Source organism: Paenibacillus sp. FSL E2-0177, from assembly GCF_037992975.1.
In the GTDB taxonomy this organism is placed as follows: Bacteria; Bacillota; Bacilli; order Paenibacillales; family Paenibacillaceae; genus Paenibacillus_AQ; species Paenibacillus_AQ odorifer.
Genome location: NZ_CP150307.1, coordinates 2,861,884 through 2,880,465 on the forward strand (window position 1 = coordinate 2,861,884; position 18,582 = coordinate 2,880,465).

The window sequence follows — 18,582 nt, forward strand, 5'->3', positions numbered from 1 at the left end:
GAATTTCTGATCCGATTGCTGATGTTCTACCTCATGATAGTATGTTTCTAAAGGTTGTGCAAGAGTAGGCAGTGCCTAACAATACCCAGTTTTTTGCGTTTCTGCTACAATAAAAGAATTATAGTCGTTCGCGGCTGGAACAAAGTGAACAGGACTGCTATCGCTTGCTATGGATGCGGGTTTATCGAGAAGGGGATGGAGAACTTATGAAGAGCTTAGCGGTTGATTCGCTCATGCCGGAGATCGTGGAATGGAGACGCCATTTGCATCGTCATCCGGAGTTGTCTTTTCATGAAAAGGAAACGTCAGCGTTTATAGCAGATAAGTTAGCCAAATTCGGAATTGAAGTCAGAAAAAGCGGGACAGGGTATGGTGTGCTTGGCATACTACGGGGAAAGCGGCCGGGGAAAACTGTGGTTCTTCGTGCGGACATGGATGCCCTACCTATTAAAGAGGAGAACAAGAAGGATTACGTTTCGCAAAATGAAGGGGTAATGCATGCTTGTGGACATGATGGCCACACTTCTATACTGCTCGGTGTAGCCTCTTACTACAGCAGTCGGCTTGAAGAGCTGGAAGGGGAGCTGCGTTTTCTTTTTCAGCCCGCAGAGGAAGTATGCCCAGGAGGGGCGCAGGGAATGATTGCCGAAGGCATGTTAGAAGGAGCGGATGCAGTGTATGGTCTGCATCTGTGGACTCCATTGCCTATGGGAACTGTAGGGAGTGCTCCGGGACCGTTGATGGCATCTGCGGACGAGTTTTTTATAGATATCATTGGCAAAGGCGGACATGGCGGCATGCCGAACCGTACCATTGATAGCATCGTGGCGGGAGCGGCGCTGGTGACCCAGCTGCAAAGCATTGTAAGCCGCTCTGTGAACCCGCTGGAGCCCGCTGTACTCAGTGTAGGAACCATTCAAGGGGGATTCGCCCAGAATGTCATTGCCGAGCAATGCCGGATCACAGGGACAGTGCGGGCATTCGACGAGGAGACACGGCATTTGATACGCCAGCGAATCGAAGAAATGACCGTTTCTATTGCCAGCGCTTACGGGGCAGAAGCTAAGATAGATTACGTTATGGGATATCCTCCCCTCGTAAATCATGATGGTGAAGTGCAGCGGTTTTTCGAGGTGGCCCCAGCGGCTTTAGGAGAATCTGTTGAAGTGATTCGGATGGAAAAGCTGATGCCAGCTGAGGATTTTGCCTATTATGTTAAGGAGATTCCAGGCTGCTTTATGTTTGTGGGTGCCGGAAATCCGGATAAAGAGGCTGACTATCCACATCATCATAGCAAATTTGATTTTGACGAAGATGCCATGCTGCACGGAATGAAGCTGCTCATTGCTATGGCGAATTCCTGTATGCGTGAGAACACAATCGTATAATTTCGTTTCATAGAGGAGAACCTATTCCCATAACATGGAGACCATGATTAGGAGGGTTCATTCTTGAAGACAGTGAAAGAGGTTATGACGAAGGAGCCTGCAACGGTTACGCTGCAAGATAATGTGTATGAAGTTGCCGTGAAAATGCGAGATTATGACACGGGATTTATACCTGTTGTTGATAATGAAGAACATAAGACACTGCTCGGCGTAATTACTGACCGCGATCTCGTGATTAGAGGTTATGCGGCTAAACATCCTGGTTCAACCTCAGTGGAAACTGTAATGAGTAAAGAGATTCAGACCGTCTCGGAGAATACTTCAGTAGATGAGGCTGCAGAGATAATGGCTGGCTGGCAAATTCGCAGGCTGGCGGTGACACGTGACCAGAAGCTGGTGGGCGTAGTGTCGATTGGAGATCTGGCTGTGCGCGACATTTTTGCGGATGAAGCTGGTGATGCCCTCCATGATATTTCGCAGCAGCACTTACATTAAATAGTCAGATAGGGAAGCTCATGACCGTTATGCGGGGATGGGCTTTTTCCTGTTATATGAAAATAAACAAAATTACATAGCGCAAGCTTAAATCACTTGAACTCTAGGGAGGAAAAGCTATGAATGGATCAGGAGCTTGCATCGTACGCAGGGACCGGACAATTTTACTGGAATGTGCTCATCCGGATTTTGAGGTGGCAAGGAAAAAGCTAGGGACCTTCGCGGAGCTGATAAAAAGTCCTCCTGCTTACCATACCTACCGAATTACCCCTTTATCTCTTTGGAATGCAGCTGCGCTTAATTATACTGCTGAGGAGATTATCACTAGCCTGCATCACCTTGCACGCTGGGGTGTTCCCACAGGACTGGAGGAGGAAATCGAAACTCTTTTGTCCAGATATGGAAAGCTGACTCTTCATGGCCAAGAGACCCAGAATGAGGTCGTTATGTTAAGAGCGGATGCTCCTGAGCTTTTGGATGAATTGAGTGACGAACAAGGTCTAAAATCGCTGGGTCTACTGAGAATAAATCCTCTGGAATGCTCGTGCCCTGCGGAGAATAGAGGGCTTTTGAAACAAGAGCTGATGAGATTGGGTTATCCAGTTCTCGACTACGCCGGATATCATGAAGGGCAAGCGCTTAGCTTGACCTGGAAGGAGAATCTCGATACCTGCAAGGCTGATTCGGCAAACGATTCATTTGGCTTACGTGAATATCAGCAGGAGGCCGTTCAGCTGTTTCAAGGGACAGAAGGACAAGGGGGAAGCGGTGTGGTGGTGCTGCCTTGTGGCGCAGGGAAGACAATTGTAGGAGTAGCAGTACTTGAAAGTCTCCAATGTGAAACCCTAATTTTAACTTCAAATACAACGTCCGTAAGGCAATGGATGGATGAACTGCTGGAGCGAACAGATTTGGCTGGGGAGGCAGTGGGGGAATATTCTGGTGAAAAAAGAGAAGTGCGGCCAGTCACCATTGCCACCTATCAAATATTAACGCATCGTTCGTCCAAAGACGGTCCGTTTCTCCATATGAAGCTGTTTAACGAACGCAATTGGGGCTTGATTATATATGATGAGGTTCACCTGCTTCCAGCGCCTGTATTTCGGGCTACAGCAGACATTCAGGCTACACGTCGACTGGGGCTTACAGCCACTTTGGTTAGAGAAGACGGGAAGGAAGGGGATGTGTTCTCTTTAATCGGACCGAAACGCTACGATTTGCCTTGGAAGGAGCTGGAGCAGCAGGGCTGGATCGCTGAAGTGGAATGTGTAGAGATCATTGTGCCGATGAATCCGGAGCTTAAACAAGAATATATGTACGCGGCGGCAAAAGAAAAATTTCGTATGGCTTCCTGCAATCCTGCCAAAGCTGAAATTGTAGCCAAGCTTCTAAAGGTCCATACAGGTTCTTCGGTGCTGGTTATTGGACAATATCTCGACCAGTTAAGTGAACTGGCTGACAGGATCGGGGCGCCTTTAATTACCGGCAAAACGAAGCAGCGTGAAAGAGACGAGCTATATGCGGCTTTTAACGAGGGAGATATACAGGTACTGGTGGTGTCGAAAGTAGCGAATTTCGCGGTGAATTTACCTGACGCGTCGATTGCTATTGAAGTCTCAGGAGCTTATGGATCACGGCAGGAGGAAGCTCAGCGACTAGGTCGAATTCTCCGCCCCAAAGCGGGGGAGAATAAAGCCTATTTCTATACACTGGTATCTGAAGATAGCCGGGAACAGGATTTCGCTTTGCGACGCAGGATGTTTTTGACTGAGCAGGGCTATGAATATGTCGTTAAAAAGATGCCGAGTGGAGAGGAGCGAACCATCCATTGAACCAGCTGTCTACAGAAGCATTAGAGGTCTTAAAGCGATTATGTGCAGCTTATGCTGCCCAGCCGTTTGAGGAAGGGAAGGAAGAACGATTGCGCCCTGTGGCGCTTTGTCGTGCTGAGCAAAAGCTTGCAATGAACGAATTGCGCCGCGAGGGGCTGTTAACTGCAAGGCATAAAATATTAGGCGAAAAGCTGTACCAGATTCCTGTTGATCAGCTGCCGGCAATTGAACAAGAATTTTTCCCATATCAGCCGCAATTCATTTCCGGGCATTTAGTGAGTCTTACCATGGAAGCAGGAGCCGGACTGGCGATAGATTTGTTTCGGGCTTTGCTGTTCACCGCTTGGGAAGGGTTGCCGCTGACAGCCAAGGGGATTATTCATAAAAAGCATCTTAACCGCTTAGCGGCGCAGCTCTCTTTTGGGGAGGAGCATTTGCAAGGGCTCTCCGTAGGTTCTCTATTAGAGGAACAGAAAACTCTTTCTGTCATTGTGACGGTAGACATCCTGCTGTGTCTTGGACTTATCCACAGGCAGAACACCGGATACACGCTTGATCTGGAGCTGTTGGATCGTTGGCTGCAGCTTCCTGAAGCGACGATGAGTGACATTCTTTATGGGATTGTAATTAATCGCTCTGGAAGCGTGGGGCCAGCCGATCAACATTTTCGTTATATAATTTCTAATGCAGATTTTATCCCCGGGAAATGGATAATGCTGCCCGCACTATTAGACTGGATGATGGCTTCTAATCTCACAGGTAACGTTGCCCGTAATGAGCTTGAGAAGTCAAGCTTGAACTGGTTACGTTGTTTAACAGGCTTTGGCTGGTGTGAACTGGGAGAAACCGCTGAGGGCATGTTGTGTTTTCGCTGGACCGCTGCTAAGCCAATGCTATCTGCTGAGAGGGGATCATTCGCTGCTGTTGGGTCTGGAGATACACAGGAACAGTTTATTGTGCAGCCGGATTTCGAGGTGCTGGTTCCACCGGAGGTCCCCTATTCTGTACGATGGACACTGGCTGGCTGCGCTGAGCTCCAGCAAAGTGATATGATATGGAGCTTCCGGCTGACGAAAGAGAGGTTGGAACTTGCAGCTGAGCGTGGAATGTCACCGAATGACATCATCTCCTGGATAAGTGAGCATGCAATGGGCGGGCTTCCTTCGATGGTTCAAATGTCCCTTGAGCAATGGGTAAAAAGTATTGGCCGTACCTCATTATCGCAAGTAATTCTCTTGACCTGTCAGACGGAAGCAGATGGAGCTGCTATCGCAGCTCACCCGCGTTTACAGGAGAATCTTGAACGTATCGGTCCTTTACATTTCATAGTGGACCCGGAATATATGGAACAGATACGAAAAGAACTGTACTCCGCGGGGCTAGCGCCTTCCAGAATCATTGGAGGACAAGGGGAGGATCCAAACGTAGGGTGGAGTTGGTTTCCTCATGAAACAGGAAACCCCGAGGCAACGTATGTTCTTCCAGAGCTGAATGTAGAACTAGGATTGCTGTCCAAAGGGAATCCTTTTCTTAACCTGCCGGTTATTGCTCCTGAACAAGAGGAGGAGATTCTCTTCGGTGGAGAAAATGTACCGCAGATCTGGAGCAAAGAATGGCGGCATTATCATAGCTCGACTGCACAAAAGGTGATGGAGCAAGGGTTAAGATGGGGAGTCAAAGTGCGTTTTGCACTAAAAGATCAGACGTTAGATTTTATCCCTTCCCGCATAAGCGGAAATCCATGGAGAGTTTCCGGACAGCTGCTCTATCATGATGGTGAAACGGTTGAAGATATAGAGCTCACTCCGGAAGACTGGAAGGAAATGAAGTTAGTTATTCCCAAAGGACGAAGAAATTCCTCTTCTGCTCAAGCGAGTGATTATGGTATGATAGAAAAGTCTACTGAATCGGTAGATCATTAACGAAGAAAAGAGCTGAGTTCATGAGCGTAGCTGAAATAAATACGGTCGATATGGCTGAAGTGCTGACATACGCCTATGAATTAGGCGATATGATTAATCAATCCGCCGAGGTGTCGGATTACTTATACTGGAAAGGACGGGTTGATACGAACCCCGAAATTCAGGCCATGGTCAAACAACTTCAGACTAAGAAGGAGTTGTTTGAAGAAACACAGCGATTCGGACATTTCCACCCGAATTATCATTCAGCAAAGGATGAGGTTTCGGCAGTAGAAGCGGAACTGGAGCGGTTCGAAGAAGTTGTTCGTTTCAAGCTGGCAGAGAAGACCCTTGACGACATTCTGCATTCCATGTCGGAAGCGATTGCTTTTTCAGTATCCGATAGCATTAAAGTACCAAGTAATGATCCTTCCCCTAAAGGTGGATGCGGCAGCGGGGGAAAATGCTCCTGCGGATAAGCTTCCCTTAGGATTTAGAGAGAGAAAGGCGGTTTAGCTTATGTTTGCGGAACGGACAGGATACATCATTTGGGTAAGTGACGTTAAAGCGGCACGTAACCTTGAGAAATACGGAACATTACATTATGTTTCTCGGAAAATGCATTATGCAGTTATGTATGTAAATGCAGAACGGGCCGAGGAAGTTATGAAGAATGTCCGCAGACTCTCCTATGTACGAAAGATTGAAAGATCTTATCGTAACGAAATTAAGACAGAGTATACTAGTAATGGACCGGACAAGTCCCGTAATTACAGTATGTGATTCCAGGAGATAAACAGGCGCTTAAACAGCGCCTGTTTTTTTTATGCTTATTTACAAAAAAACGCCATTACTCTCGACGGTAGAAACTTGTACAACTTTCGGCAATGAGGTAAGATGACAACATTAAGTGCATACTAAGACCCTTATGGTGGAGTGTGATGATGATGCGCAACAAGGGGACGGATTGGCCCAGCACTTATGAGCCCTTCCACATCATGCTGAACGATTACAGGGTCGCTGATATCGTTATAACAAATCATGCGAAGAGCCGTTATATGGACCGCATCAGCAATGGTGCAAGCAATGCCGAAGAGGTCGCTGCATGGATGTGGCAGTGCCTAATGCAGAATCGGATCAAGCCCTTTTCAAGCAGTGATTATAACGCATATTTAATTGACGATGACTCTGTAGTAATCGCTGAGTTTACGGAATTGACAGGTGAGAGAGATCTCTCAGGCCAGCCATTATATTCTATGATCATCGTTTCGTTTCTTGGGAGAATCTCGGAGATGCCACAGTTGAGAGATTTAAAGACCTATTTTTCACTGCTGCGTAATTCTCACCGCACAAAGCTGTCGAAGAAGAAACGAAGACGCAAATAGTCTATAAAGAAACGGGCAAGAGGCATGCGGCGAGTCTGCATGTCCTTTTTAAAAATATAAGAATTTATATACTGCACGATTATAATATTCTTAAGTTTCTACGAGAAACGATTGTCGTCTTTAAAGGACGTTCTTTTTGTAATATAAGGAGTTGCGAAGCATGAACTTTCATCAGCTGCATATTTTTTATACGGTCTCCGAGCGGGGAAGCTTCTCGGCGGCGGCGCAGACTTTACATATGACTCAACCAGCTGTGACCATGCAGGTACAGGCACTGGAGGATTATTTTGGCACCAAATTGTTTAACCGTTCCACCAAAAAAATCGTACTCTCCGAAGCAGGGCACACCCTGATGCCATACGCGCTGCGCAGTATTCAGCTGATGCGTGAGACGGATCAAGCGATGTCAGCATTCACACATATGCTGGAGGGGCGGCTGCAGCTTGGGGCGAGTCTTACGATAGGAGAATACGTGCTGCCACGGCTGTTAGGCCCTTTCGGAAAGCAATATCCTAACATTTCAATTATGATGAAAGTGATGAACACCTCGCAAATTATGGAGGAAATCCTCAAGCATCAACTGAATTTTGGCTTAATTGAAGCCCCGGTCACACATCCGGACATGGAGATCGAGCCCGTGATGGGGGATGAACTGAAGTTGATCGTGCCACATGATCATCCACTTGCGGAGCAGCAAGAGGTTACCTTGGAGCAAGTGCTTCAGCATCCTTTTGTATTGCGTGAGCAGGGCTCAGGAACGCGGCGTGTGATGGAGGAGCAGCTGTTCTCCAAGGGACTTGATCCGGGAACTATGAAGATCGTGATGGAGCTTGGAAGTACGGGAGCTGTGAAATCAGCGGTGGAAGCAGGTCTTGGCATAACGATCATATCGACCTCTTCGGTCAAGCATGAAGTTGCGCTGGGACTGTTGAAAATTGTGAATATCTCCGATGCCTCTTTTAAAAGACAATTCTACGCCATTCATCTAAAATCAACACTGCTGCCAATTTCTGCAGTAACCTTCCTGACTTATTTGCGTGAGCATTCGAATCAAATCTGATAGTTAAAGCGGGGGATATTACAATGTCAATTGTTCTACGTGGAGAAAAGCTAGTATTGCGCGATATTACAGAGGCTGATTTTCAGAAGCTTTATTATCACTATCATGAAGCTGAAGACCGTGAACACTTGAAATGGGATGGTCCCTATAAATCTTTGGCACATCAAAGATTCGAAAAGTTTACCGAGGACTACATAGGACATTTGGCGTTAGTTGAGACGGAAACCCCGCGTAACCTGTTGATCATAGAAATAGACGGCAAGGTAAAGGGGAAAGTAGGGCGCTACTGGATATCGCAAGAAACCAACTGGATGGAGATTGGTATAGTAATCTTTGATTCTAGTTATTGGTCAGGTGGTTACGGTACGGAAGCGTTTAAGATGTGGATAGATTATTTATTTAATTCTCTTGATACAGTCCGTCTTGGAATAGGCACCTGGTCAGGGAATAAAAGAATGATCGGGTTGGCAGCGAAATGTGGCATGGTGGAGGAAGCTCGCGTCCGTAAAGCACGAATCGTGCGAGGAGAATACTATGATGCCATAAAAATGGGGATTCTGCGGGAAGAGTGGGAGAATGCAGGTAACCTATCTGCTAAGGATGTATGTGACCTCCATACCCATACTCAAGCCTCTGACGGCATGCAGCCGCCAGCGGAGAATGTACGGCTTGCTAAGGAGAAGGGGCTAAGCGCTGTTGCCATTACGGATCATGATACAGTAGCTGGCGTGAAGGAAGCCTGTGAAGCAGGAGAGAAGTACGGAATAACCGTTGTGCCTGGTGTAGAGATCAGTACGCGTGCTGGTGGCAAAGACATTCATGTGCTGGGCTATTTTGTTGATCCTGAGAATGAACAATTTCTCTCACGTTTGGAAGGGCTAAGAGATACCCGGGCACTTAGGAATGAAGCGATAATCACCAAGCTGCAAGACCTTGGGATTGCGATTACCTTGGAACAGGTTATAGCGGGGATCGGGCGGGAATTGAAGCCTGATGAAAGCATTGGCCGGCCACATATTGCCGACGAGCTGGTTCGGCTTGGGGCAGCTACCGATATGAGAGATGCCTTCAACAAGTATTTGGCCGAGGGTGCAGCAGCCTATGTGTCTCCTCCCAGAATCACACCGGAGGAAGCTTGCGAGTGGATCATTGAGGCAGGAGGGTCTCCAGTATTAGCCCACCCGGGCTTGTACGGGGATGACCTTCTGGTGCGAGATATTCTGGAGCAAGGCGCTTTTAAAGGGATTGAGGTCTATCACTCTGATCACGGACCTGCGGAAGAAGAACGTTATCAAGTTATGGCTGAGGATTATAATCTGTTAATAACCGGAGGTTCTGACTTTCATGGTGCCCGTCAAGGCGTAATTTTTCACGGGGATATCGGCAGTGTTACGGTTTCTACAGAAGTACTGAAGTTTTTAAACAAGAAGGCATGAAATTAGTCGATTTGCGGAGCAAATTATAAAAACCTCCAGCCTTAGATGTTCAACATCTGCAGCTGGAGGTTTCTTTATATCTAGTAGTTAGCTTCTCAAAGTATTTGGAAGACTCTTAATTCTTTCCTCATTAGGTGTGACGAACAGTGTCTTTTGATGATCATAGATTACAAATCCCGGCTTGGAGCCGCTTGGCTTACGTACATAGCGGATCAATGTACAGTCCACAGGCACACTGCTGGACTGTTTGGCTTGGCTGAAATAAGCGGCAAGCTGAGCGGCTTCTTCTAGCGTTGCATCTCCAAATTGCTCACTTCGGATGACCACGTGTGATCCGGGGATGTCCTTGGTATGCAGCCAAGTATCATTCGGAGAAGCCAGCCGATTGGTGACGTATTCGTTCTGCAAATTGTTTTTGCCGATATAAATATCGATTCCTTCCGAAGAGGTGAAGACCTGTAATGTGGGTCTGGTGGCCTTTTTCTTCTTTTTACCCTTTTTGCTCCGGTCACGCAGATAACCTTGGCTTACAAGTTCGTCGCGGATCTCCTCAATGTCGTTGAGGGAAGCGTGGGCAAGTTGCTGCAGCAGACTCTCCATATACAAAATTTCCTCATGCGTCTTCAAAAGCTGTTCATTAATAACAAGCAGGCTGTTTTTATATTTGTTGTATTTTTTGAAATAACGTTGTGCATTGTCCGAAGGATTTAATAACGGATCGAGCGGAACCACCATTTCCGCCTGATTTTCATCATAATAATTGACCAAGGAGGCTTCTTTATCCCCTTTGGATACCGCGTGTAATGAAGCGAAAAGCAACTCACCCCAAATGCGGTAACGATCAGCATCCTGAGCTTCGTCGAGATCCTTCTGCAAATTAGCGAGTTTTTTAACGTTTTTGCTCCGTTCATTGCTGAGGAAACGGATCAAATCACTCACCCGTTGCTTTACAGTATCGCGCTCGGCTTTATCCCCGTAATAATCCTCCATACATTCACTGATGGAGTTGTAATGTTTCGCACTCTCACCCAGAAGTGTTAAGGGGATCGCAGAAAAAATCATTTTACCTTTTGCGTTTGCACCTGCAACAGGAGAAAACTCGTTATCGCATACGGGTCCCATTACGGAATGGAAGGCAACCCATAATTTTGTTGGAAACGCTGCTTCGGTTTCTGTAACTTCGCCTTTATCCAAGGTGTTTCTCAGACGAAGAGCAATTTCACCAGCAATCAGCGGGCTCATTCCGCTGAAAGCATGTACCATCCAGCCCACCGGGTCAGCTGAGGGAGATGGACCGCCAGAACCGTCAGGTTTTTGCTCTACTGCTTCTTTTGTGATCAGATTAGCAAGCTCTCCCTCAATGATTTCTTCTGGCTCAGCTTCCTCCTCAACATCCTCTATCAGCGCAGCTTCTTCAGCAGCCGAGATTAAATTCAGAAATTGCTCCTGGCCGATTTCCAAAGGGTTCAGCTTATGCTGCTGAGGCGGCTCTGTGTAGGCGATGCCGGGCATCACAATCCGATAGCTGCTAATCGATGGAGTTACATGATGAATGCCGTCTATGATCGTTCCAGAGCTGAGATCAGTAAGAATGATGTTACTGTGCCGACCCATCAGCTCTATGATGATCTTTTTGGCAAATACGTCACCAAGCTCATCTCTAGTCTTGACGTTTATGTGAATAATTCGTTCCATGCCTACCTGCGTAATGCTTTCAATGGTCCCTCCCTCACAATGCTTCCGCATAAGCATGCAGAACATGGGGGCTTCCGAAGGATTAATGCTGTTTCTTTCGGTAAAATGCACCCGAGGATACGTAGGATTAGCAGAGAGCAGCAGCTTGCCGCCGCCACCTGCGCCGCGCAGGTTAAAAATTAAATCGTGATTGTTCGGTTGATATATTTTTCCTATACGTGCACCTATGAATGATTGCAATTCGTGCACGATAGCTTTGGTAACAATGCCGTCTAATGCCATGATAAAGCTCTCCTGTCGCCGTGAAATGAATTTCTTAAATATAAGAAAGTAAAAGTTTCACACAATACTTTATGTCTTATATTTCTCGTTCAAACGCCTACCTGTCCTTATAAGGACGCCAAAGACGTTTATGCTTACCTCTCTATGATGCCATACTTTAGGACATTCGCGCAAAAGGGGAATTGGATAGGGGTGATATTATTGGACGACCTTGAATACATTTGTCATGAACAGGTGGAAAAGCTGTGCGCCGCCGGAAGTAAAGAAACGACCGGGAGGGAAAGAAAAGTCATGGAACAAAACAGTTGGCACCGTCTCGGTGCAGAAGAGCTGCAGAAAATGTTCAATGTCCAGCCAAGGACGGGCCTCAGTGATGAGGAAGCCGCGGAGAGACGAAAGGAGAACGGGTACAACGAGCTGTCGGAAGGAAAGACAGTATCTCCGTTTACCCTGCTGTTGAACCAGTTCAAGGATTTCATGGTGCTTGTGCTCATGGGTGCAACGCTTGTATCCGGGTTGCTAGGCGAATACTTGGATGCCATCACGATCATCGCGATTATCCTACTGAATGGAGCGCTTGGATTTGTTCAGGAGTTTCGCGCCGAACGTTCGCTCAGAGCTTTAAAGCAGCTCTCCGCACCTTCTGCGAAAGTGCTACGTGGAGGGAATAGCGAGATTATCCCAGCCAAGCTGTTGGTGCCAGGCGATATTGTCTTGCTGGAGAGTGGTGATCGGATTCCTGCTGATGTACGTTGGTTGGAATGCAGTGCTCTATATGTGGAAGAATCCGCACTTACTGGGGAATCATTACCTGTCTCGAAGCATTCGGAAGCGATCCGTGCAGAAGAGATTCCGCTTGGTGATCAGAAGAATTTAGGCTTCATGGGCACTATGGTAACCAGAGGAACAGGGAGAGCTGTTGTAATCCGTACCGGTATGAATACGGAAATGGGTAAGATAGCAGATCTAATCCAGAATACGGATTCTCAGGAAACACCTTTGCAGCATCGGCTTGAGCAACTTGGAAAGATTCTGATCTACGTATCTCTGGGATTGACAATTGTAGTTGTGGCAGCAGGTATTCTGCATGGACAGCCTGCCACCTCCATGTTCTTGGCTGGTGTGAGCTTGGCAGTTGCCGCGATTCCGGAAGGGCTCCCCGCTATTGTAACTATTGCGCTTGCGCTAGGTGTGCAGCGGATGATCAAACGCAAAGCTATCGTTCGTAAATTGCCGTCAGTGGAAACGCTGGGCTGTGCCTCGGTAATCTGTTCAGACAAGACAGGAACTTTAACGCAGAATAAAATGACGGTGACCCGATTATGGACGGGTGGACGTGGTCTTGAGGTAACAGGCGAAGGGTATGCTCCAAATGGACAGGTTCTGGAGAAAGGTAAAGCAGTGGATCTAAAACATGATCAAAGCTTACGGCGGATGTTGCAGGTCGGCGCATTATGCAGCAACGCGGAAATCATCGAGACCTTCCAGTCTGAAGTGCGAGGCAAACGCAAAGGGAAGGATAAGGATGCTATTCTTGAAAAGTCTGCAGACAACACTTCCGTTTGGGAACTGAAGGGCGACCCGACTGAAGGAGCACTCGTGGCACTGTCAGGAAAGATGGGTCTGACCGCTCAGACGCTTGCTGTAACCTACACTCGTGAACAGGAATTTCCGTTTGATTCTGAACGGAAGCTGATGTCTGTGATCGTAGGCCATCCTGGAGGACGGATGGTATGTACAAAAGGTGCGCCCGATGTACTGCTCAATCGCTGCTCATACATGCTTTGGGAGGGCGGTGTTGTGCCTTGTACGCCGACTTTGCGGCAAAAGGTGCTTGATGCCAATGAGCAGATGGCTTCTGGAGCCCTTCGTGTGCTAGGTATGGCTTACCGGGATATGCGACCAAATGAACATGTGAATAGTGAAAAGGATGCGGAGAATCAATTAGTCTTTATTGGTTTGGCTGGAATGATTGATCCGCCACGTCGTGAAGTCCGCGATGCCATCAGCGTCACACGCCGGGCCGGGATTAAGACGGTTATGATTACCGGTGACCATGGAACAACTGCCGAGGCTATTGCTCACCAGCTGGGAATTCTGCAGCGTGGGGGAACGGTGCTGACAGGTGCTCAGTTAACCCGGATGGATGATGATGAGCTGGATAAGGTATCGGACAATGTGTATGTATTCGCCCGCGTATCTCCAGAGCATAAGCTTCGGATCGTTAAATCGCTACAACGTCATGGTCACGTAGTGGCTATGACCGGAGATGGAGTGAATGACGCTCCAGCCATTAAGGCTGCGGACATCGGAATAGCCATGGGTATCACAGGCACAGATGTGACCAAGGAAGCATCATCACTTGTTCTCGGAGATGATAACTTCTCTACGATCGTTGCTGCCATCGAAGAAGGCAGAAACATCTATGAGAATATTCGTAAATTCATTCGTTATTTGTTGGCATCCAATGTAGGAGAAATTCTGACAATGTTCTTTGCAATGATGCTCGCTCTGCCATTGCCGCTCGTTCCCATTCAAATCCTTTGGGTCAATCTGGTGACAGACGGACTGCCAGCGATGGCCCTTGGCGTGGATCAGCCCGAGAAGGATTTGATGGAGCATAAACCGCGTGGTGCGAAAGAGAATATTTTTGCCCGCCGCTTAGGCTGGAAAATTATAAGCCGTGGACTCTTAATTGGCTTATGTACGCTAGGAGCATTTTGGCTAACTTTACGTATAGCACCAGAGAATCCTGCACAATTGATTCGCGCACAGTCGGTGGCTTTTGCGACACTCGTTATGGCACAGTTGATCCACGTCTTCGATTGCCGCAGCTCGCGCTCAGTGTTCCACCGCAATCCGTTCCAGAATAAGTATCTAGTGCTTGCCGTATTGTCATCAGTCTTACTGATGCTGGCCGTAATGTACGTGCCTGTGCTCCAGCCTGTCTTCAAAACAGTGCCGCTCAATTTCCGCGAATGGTGTCTGGTGTTTGTAACAGCGGGAATCCCAACCTTCTTGATGGGTGCCGGCAGTGTTTGGGGCGGCAAACGTAATCGGGGGCGCAGCGGCAGTACGATGATAAAAAGTACAAAAATTTCAGCATAAAGTCAATACTAATGCTCCATTCCTAAAGGTATACTTGTTGCAGTTAACCGCTCATATGCTTGCGAAATGCTAAATTACACAGAACCTTAAGCTTAAGCGAATGCTAACATAACCTTTAGGAGTGGACTTTTAATGGAATTTACAAAAATGCACGGCCTCGGTAATGACTTCATCGTTGTTTTCGGTGAGCAAGAGCTGCCAAGTAATGCAGCGGAGCTTGCTGTAACCCTATGCAACCGGTTCTTTGGAATCGGTGCTGACGGACTGGTATATATCCTTCCTTCTGAGCGTGGCGATTTCATGATGCGTATTATGAATTCTGATGGTTCGGAGGCGGAGCAGTGCGGAAATGCTATTCGCTGTGTCTCTAAATATGTATATGACCACGGACTGGTAAGCTCAGAGCAGATTGTAATAGAAACGATTGGTGCCGGAGAACAAAAGGTTACATTAAACGTGAAAGACGGTGTTGTGGAGACTGTAACTGTAGATATGGGCGAACCTGTATTGTCCGGTCTGCAAATTCCAGTATCTATTGATGCAGAGCCAGTGCTCTCTCAGCCGATTGAAGCGGACGGAACCGAATTTACGTTCACAGCGGTATCCATGGGAAATCCTCATTGCGTGATTTACGTAGAAGATGCAGTGAATTTTGATCTTGCCACATGGGGACCTAAGCTTGAGGTACATCCTTTGTTCCCGAGAAAAGTAAACGTTGAATTCGCAACGGTACTGGATCGGGGGAGAGTGGATATGCGTGTCTGGGAACGTGGGGCAGGACCTACGCTTGCCTGTGGCACTGGAGCCTGTGCAACCCTTGTCTCCTCTGTGCTGAATGATCTTACAGACCGGGCAGCTTGGATTAGTCTAAAGGGCGGCGATCTCTATATTGAATGGAATGAAGAGGATAATCATGTTTATATGACTGGACCTGCTGAGGTCGTATTCACGGGCAGTGTAGCAATATAAAAAATAATAAAAAAGGCAGTCCAAGAGCGCATTCTTGGACTGCCTTTTTTGTGTTTTTAACCTGATGTGACTTTAAGCAGCCGAATAATGGAAGGAGTAACCGAGAATAATACTACAATGTTTATGAGAGAAAGGAGGGGAGCTTGTTGAACATCAACGGGTTAACTAAAAGAAATAAATCCGGTAAGGGACAGCAAGCAGACCCGGCGGGTTCAGGTTCGGGAGCCAGATTAACCATTCATCTGGAGCAGACACTAAACAATATCATTACCGAGCTGGGAGATAGTCCGGATCTTAGAATCCGCCAGGTAAAGCTTGGTGAGCAATCCTTTGTTGAGGCTGCTGCGGTACATCTTAATGGTCTAGCTAAGACAGAAACCGTGAATCAATTTGTAATGGGTTCATTGCTCTCCATAACAGATGAGATGCTTAAGGAAAGTAATACTGCAGCAAATAATCTGAATGACCTCATTTTAAACCGTGCCCTGGAAATAGGTGAAGCGCAGCTGCAGGAGGATTGGAACGAGGTGCTGCTCGGAATTCTTTCTGGGAAGACACTGATTCTCATTGAAGGTTATGACAGTGGCATCATGTGTGAGACTGAAGGAGGGGAAGCTCGTTCTGTCACTGAACCCTCCACTCAGCTAGTTGTGCGTGGTCCAAAGGATAGCTTTGTTGAATCTTTGGCTACGAATGTCTCATTAATACGCAGAAGAATAAGATCACCCAAACTAAGACTCGAGCATGTGAAGATCGGGGCGGTAACTCAGACCGATGTGGTTTTTATGTACATCAAGGATACTGCGGACGAGAAGCTGGTTGAAGAAGTTAGAAAACGGCTGCAGCAGATTAATGTAGATGCCATCATGGAATCCGGTTATATCGAAGAGCTGATTCAGGATAAGACCTTTACCCCTTTTCCAACGATCAATAACAGCGAGCGGCCAGACGTGGCTGCAACGAATCTGTTAGAAGGGAGGGTAGTGATTGTCGTTGATGGCACCCCCTTTGTATTGATTTTGCCTGCGGTTTTCACTCTTTTTTTTCAGTCAGCTTCGGATTATGCGCAAAGGTTCGATATTGCTATTCTGATGCGAATTATTCGGTATATCAGTTTTATTGTGCTTATTCTAGGGCCTTCCGTGTATATAGCTTTGACGACGTTTCATTATGAGATGATCCCTACGACTTTGCTGATCAACCTGTTATCGCAACGGGAAAATGTGCCTTTCCCCGCTTTTGTCGAAGCTATTCTAATGGAAGGTGCGTTTGAAATCATCCGGGAAGCGGGAGTAAGAATGCCGCGTGCAGTTGGGCAGACCGTATCTGTAGTAGGTGCTCTGATTCTTGGTCAGGCTGTGGTAGAGGCTGGAATTATTACGCCCGTTATGGTGATTGTGGTCGCGTTGACCGGGATTGCGAGCTTTGCCATTCCAGCGTATAACATGGCGATTGCGGGCAGAATTATCCGCTTTGGTTTTTTGATATTGGCTGGTATGTTTGGTTTTTACGGGATTACACTGGGTTTAATCGTACTGGTTGCACATATGAACAGTCTGCGGACTTTTGGCGTTCCTTATTTGTCTCCAATCGTGCCTTTGTCATCCAGAGGTCAGAAGGATGCCGTCTTAAGGCTGCCTTTGTGGGCGCTTGGCACAGCAGAACCAGCTCCTGCTACTGCGCAGCAAGGGAACATTTCAGAAGGGAAGGAGATCACAGCCGGACATGAACAGAACCTATCTCCAAAAATTCTTGATAAGACTAAAGGGACACAGCCGCATAAGAAAGGAAAGCAAGATTCTGAGTAAATGCAATTTTTTCTTAGCAGGACTTTTATTACCTTGCGTATTGATCTGTCTTAGTCTCACAGGCTGCTGGGATAGTGTGGAATTAAACAGAAGAGCCATCGTTTCGGGTGTGTCCATAGATAGAGGACCTACAGAAGAAGAGAAATACGTAGTATCCTTTCAGGTTATCGTTGCTGACGAAATCTCTGGGAAGAACGCTAGAGGGACTTCACCTGTTTCGGTATATAAAGGTAGCGGCCGCTCTATGTTTGAAGCATTAGCCAATGCCTCGCGTCAGACTGCACGTTTTTTGTCTTTAGGACATATTCGGGTGGTCATCATTTCCGAGAAGTTCGCGCAAGAAGGCATCAAGGATATCATGGATGTGCTGGAAAGGGAAAGTGAAACCCGGCTGACAAGCCTGATTTTTATTTCCAAGGGACAGCCTGCTAGTGAATGTATGACGACTATGACCGTGTTCGGAAGAATTCCATCCAACGATTTGGTGGAAAAGCTGCAGACGACCTCTAAACAATTCGGATATAACTATCGGATGGAAGTGGATGATATTATCCGGGGGATACAGGTTCCTGGTGGGGGGCCAGTGATCAATGGCGTGCTAGTGACTGGAGATTTGGAGCAGAGGGAAAGTAATGATAATTTAAAAAAAATAAGACCGGAGGCCATAATAAAAGTTACGGGTCTTGCAGCTTTTAAAGAAGACAAGCTTAAAGGGTGGCTGCAAGGGGAGGAGGCGATCGGTACCGTTTTGCTTAAGAATAAAATCTCTCAGATGCCGGTACTGGTCTCGATAGGTGAGAATGATTATATATCGTTTAATGTGTATTTATCACAGGTACATATCCACGCTGATGCGAAAGACATAGAGCATCCTATCTTCACGATTAACGTCACTCAGCAGGCTGGATTAAAGGAATCGCCCAATGGCTTGGATCTAACAGATCCAACGGTGTTAAATAATCTTTCGAAGCTTTTGGAAAAGAATATTAAAGAACAGATTCGCGCTGCCATAACAACTGCCCGTTCGTTAAAAAGTGATTATCTAGGTTTTGGTGAAGCAGCAGAAAGAGCTAATCCACGTGGCTGGAAACAAGTAAAAGATCATTGGGATCGTATATTTGAAACCTGCCAGATTAATATCAATACGGATGCTGTGATCAGGCATACGGATATGCGGAGTGATTCCTTTCAGTCCAAGTATAAGTAATGACGATAAAGGAGGA

The 18,582-nt window shown here is 47.0% G+C and carries 14 protein-coding genes and 1 pseudogene; 14 read left to right on the forward strand and 1 reads right to left on the reverse strand.

What is annotated here, in order from left to right:
- Positions 1 to 206: 206 nt before the first annotated feature.
- The 10 genes and pseudogenes from MHI25_RS12720 (at position 207) to MHI25_RS12765 (ending at position 9,497) form a co-directional block, all read left to right on the forward strand.
- Complete coding sequence (locus MHI25_RS12720) at positions 207 to 1,388, forward strand: M20 family metallopeptidase (protein WP_076099565.1); 1,182 nt, start codon at positions 207 to 209, stop codon at positions 1,386 to 1,388.
- A gap of 63 nt (positions 1,389 to 1,451) precedes the next feature.
- Positions 1,452 to 1,883, forward strand: coding sequence for a CBS domain-containing protein (locus MHI25_RS12725; protein WP_340395502.1), 432 nt, complete (start codon positions 1,452 to 1,454; stop codon positions 1,881 to 1,883).
- Between the two features lie 119 nt (positions 1,884 to 2,002).
- Entirely contained in the window at positions 2,003 to 3,715 is a 1,713-nt protein-coding gene (locus MHI25_RS12730; protein WP_280752778.1) for a DNA repair helicase XPB, read from the forward strand.
- Complete coding sequence (locus tag MHI25_RS12735) at positions 3,712 to 5,637, forward strand: helicase-associated domain-containing protein (protein WP_280752779.1); 1,926 nt, start codon at positions 3,712 to 3,714, stop codon at positions 5,635 to 5,637. Before MHI25_RS12730 ends, MHI25_RS12735 begins: the two co-directional genes overlap by 4 nt.
- A gap of 20 nt (positions 5,638 to 5,657) precedes the next feature.
- Positions 5,658 to 6,095: a YlbF family regulator gene (locus MHI25_RS12740; protein ID WP_076308138.1), complete on the forward strand. Its 438-nt coding sequence runs from the start codon at positions 5,658 to 5,660 to the stop codon at positions 6,093 to 6,095.
- 40 nt (positions 6,096 to 6,135) lie between these two features.
- On the forward strand, positions 6,136 to 6,399 hold the full coding sequence (locus tag MHI25_RS12745; RefSeq protein WP_036686170.1) for a YlbG family protein: 264 nt from the start codon (positions 6,136 to 6,138) through the stop codon (positions 6,397 to 6,399).
- Positions 6,400 to 6,563: 164 nt separating this feature from the next.
- Complete coding sequence (locus MHI25_RS12750) at positions 6,564 to 7,001, forward strand: hypothetical protein (RefSeq protein WP_076129159.1); 438 nt, start codon at positions 6,564 to 6,566, stop codon at positions 6,999 to 7,001.
- A 160-nt stretch (positions 7,002 to 7,161) separates the two neighbouring features.
- Positions 7,162 to 8,061 (forward strand): selenium metabolism-associated LysR family transcriptional regulator, encoded by a 900-nt coding sequence (locus tag MHI25_RS12755; RefSeq protein WP_076129135.1) that lies wholly within the window; start codon positions 7,162 to 7,164, stop codon positions 8,059 to 8,061.
- A 23-nt stretch (positions 8,062 to 8,084) separates the two neighbouring features.
- Positions 8,085 to 8,537, forward strand: a pseudogene (locus MHI25_RS12760) (GNAT family N-acetyltransferase); the annotation flags it as partial.
- A 72-nt stretch (positions 8,538 to 8,609) separates the two neighbouring features.
- Positions 8,610 to 9,497, forward strand: a complete 888-nt coding sequence (locus MHI25_RS12765; RefSeq protein WP_339282144.1) for a PHP domain-containing protein — start codon at positions 8,610 to 8,612, stop codon at positions 9,495 to 9,497.
- An 87-nt stretch (positions 9,498 to 9,584) separates the two neighbouring features.
- Here the strand turns inward: MHI25_RS12765 and MHI25_RS12770 are convergent, their stop codons facing one another.
- A complete protein-coding gene (locus tag MHI25_RS12770) occupies positions 9,585 to 11,474 on the reverse strand; it encodes an NFACT RNA binding domain-containing protein (RefSeq protein ID WP_280752780.1) in 1,890 nt (629 codons plus the stop codon).
- A gap of 291 nt (positions 11,475 to 11,765) precedes the next feature.
- On the opposite strand from MHI25_RS12770, the gene MHI25_RS12775 reads away from it, so the two are divergent.
- The 4 genes from MHI25_RS12775 to MHI25_RS12790 all read left to right on the forward strand — a co-directional run bounded on the left by MHI25_RS12775 (position 11,766) and on the right by MHI25_RS12790 (position 18,566).
- Positions 11,766 to 14,582, forward strand: a complete 2,817-nt coding sequence (locus tag MHI25_RS12775; RefSeq protein ID WP_076189874.1) for a calcium-translocating P-type ATPase, SERCA-type — start codon at positions 11,766 to 11,768, stop codon at positions 14,580 to 14,582.
- 132 nt (positions 14,583 to 14,714) lie between these two features.
- Positions 14,715 to 15,551 carry a diaminopimelate epimerase gene (dapF, locus tag MHI25_RS12780; protein ID WP_076129138.1) on the forward strand — a complete coding sequence of 279 codons (837 nt, stop codon included), beginning with the start codon at positions 14,715 to 14,717 and terminating at the stop codon, positions 15,549 to 15,551.
- A 146-nt stretch (positions 15,552 to 15,697) separates the two neighbouring features.
- The gene (locus tag MHI25_RS12785) at positions 15,698 to 17,359 is read left to right on the forward strand and encodes a spore germination protein (RefSeq protein WP_076183382.1); all 1,662 of its coding nucleotides are present in this window, start codon (positions 15,698 to 15,700) and stop codon (positions 17,357 to 17,359) included.
- On the forward strand, positions 17,277 to 18,566 hold the full coding sequence (locus MHI25_RS12790) for a Ger(x)C family spore germination protein (RefSeq protein WP_340395503.1): 1,290 nt from the start codon (positions 17,277 to 17,279) through the stop codon (positions 18,564 to 18,566). The genes MHI25_RS12785 and MHI25_RS12790 overlap by 83 nt, the downstream gene beginning before the upstream one ends.
- Positions 18,567 to 18,582: the final 16 nt, after the last annotated feature.

Bases quoted from the DNA above. Each gene is read 5' to 3' on its own strand.
- MHI25_RS12720 (WP_076099565.1), top strand. From the start codon at position 207: ATGAAGAGCTTAGCGGTTGATTCGCTCATGCCGGAGATCGTGGAATGG.
- MHI25_RS12730 (WP_280752778.1), top strand. From the start codon at position 2,003: ATGAATGGATCAGGAGCTTGCATCGTACGCAGGGACCGGACAATTTTA.
- MHI25_RS12740 (WP_076308138.1), top strand. From the start codon at position 5,658: ATGAGCGTAGCTGAAATAAATACGGTCGATATGGCTGAAGTGCTGACA.
- MHI25_RS12745 (WP_036686170.1), top strand. From the start codon at position 6,136: ATGTTTGCGGAACGGACAGGATACATCATTTGGGTAAGTGACGTTAAA.
- MHI25_RS12750 (WP_076129159.1), top strand. From the start codon at position 6,564: ATGCGCAACAAGGGGACGGATTGGCCCAGCACTTATGAGCCCTTCCAC.
- MHI25_RS12755 (WP_076129135.1), top strand. From the start codon at position 7,162: ATGAACTTTCATCAGCTGCATATTTTTTATACGGTCTCCGAGCGGGGA.
- MHI25_RS12765 (WP_339282144.1), top strand. From the start codon at position 8,610: ATGGGGATTCTGCGGGAAGAGTGGGAGAATGCAGGTAACCTATCTGCT.
- MHI25_RS12770 (WP_280752780.1), bottom strand. From the start codon at position 11,474: ATGGCATTAGACGGCATTGTTACCAAAGCTATCGTGCACGAATTGCAA.
- MHI25_RS12775 (WP_076189874.1), top strand. From the start codon at position 11,766: ATGGAACAAAACAGTTGGCACCGTCTCGGTGCAGAAGAGCTGCAGAAA.
- dapF (WP_076129138.1), top strand. From the start codon at position 14,715: ATGGAATTTACAAAAATGCACGGCCTCGGTAATGACTTCATCGTTGTT.
- MHI25_RS12790 (WP_340395503.1), top strand. From the start codon at position 17,277: ATGAACAGAACCTATCTCCAAAAATTCTTGATAAGACTAAAGGGACAC.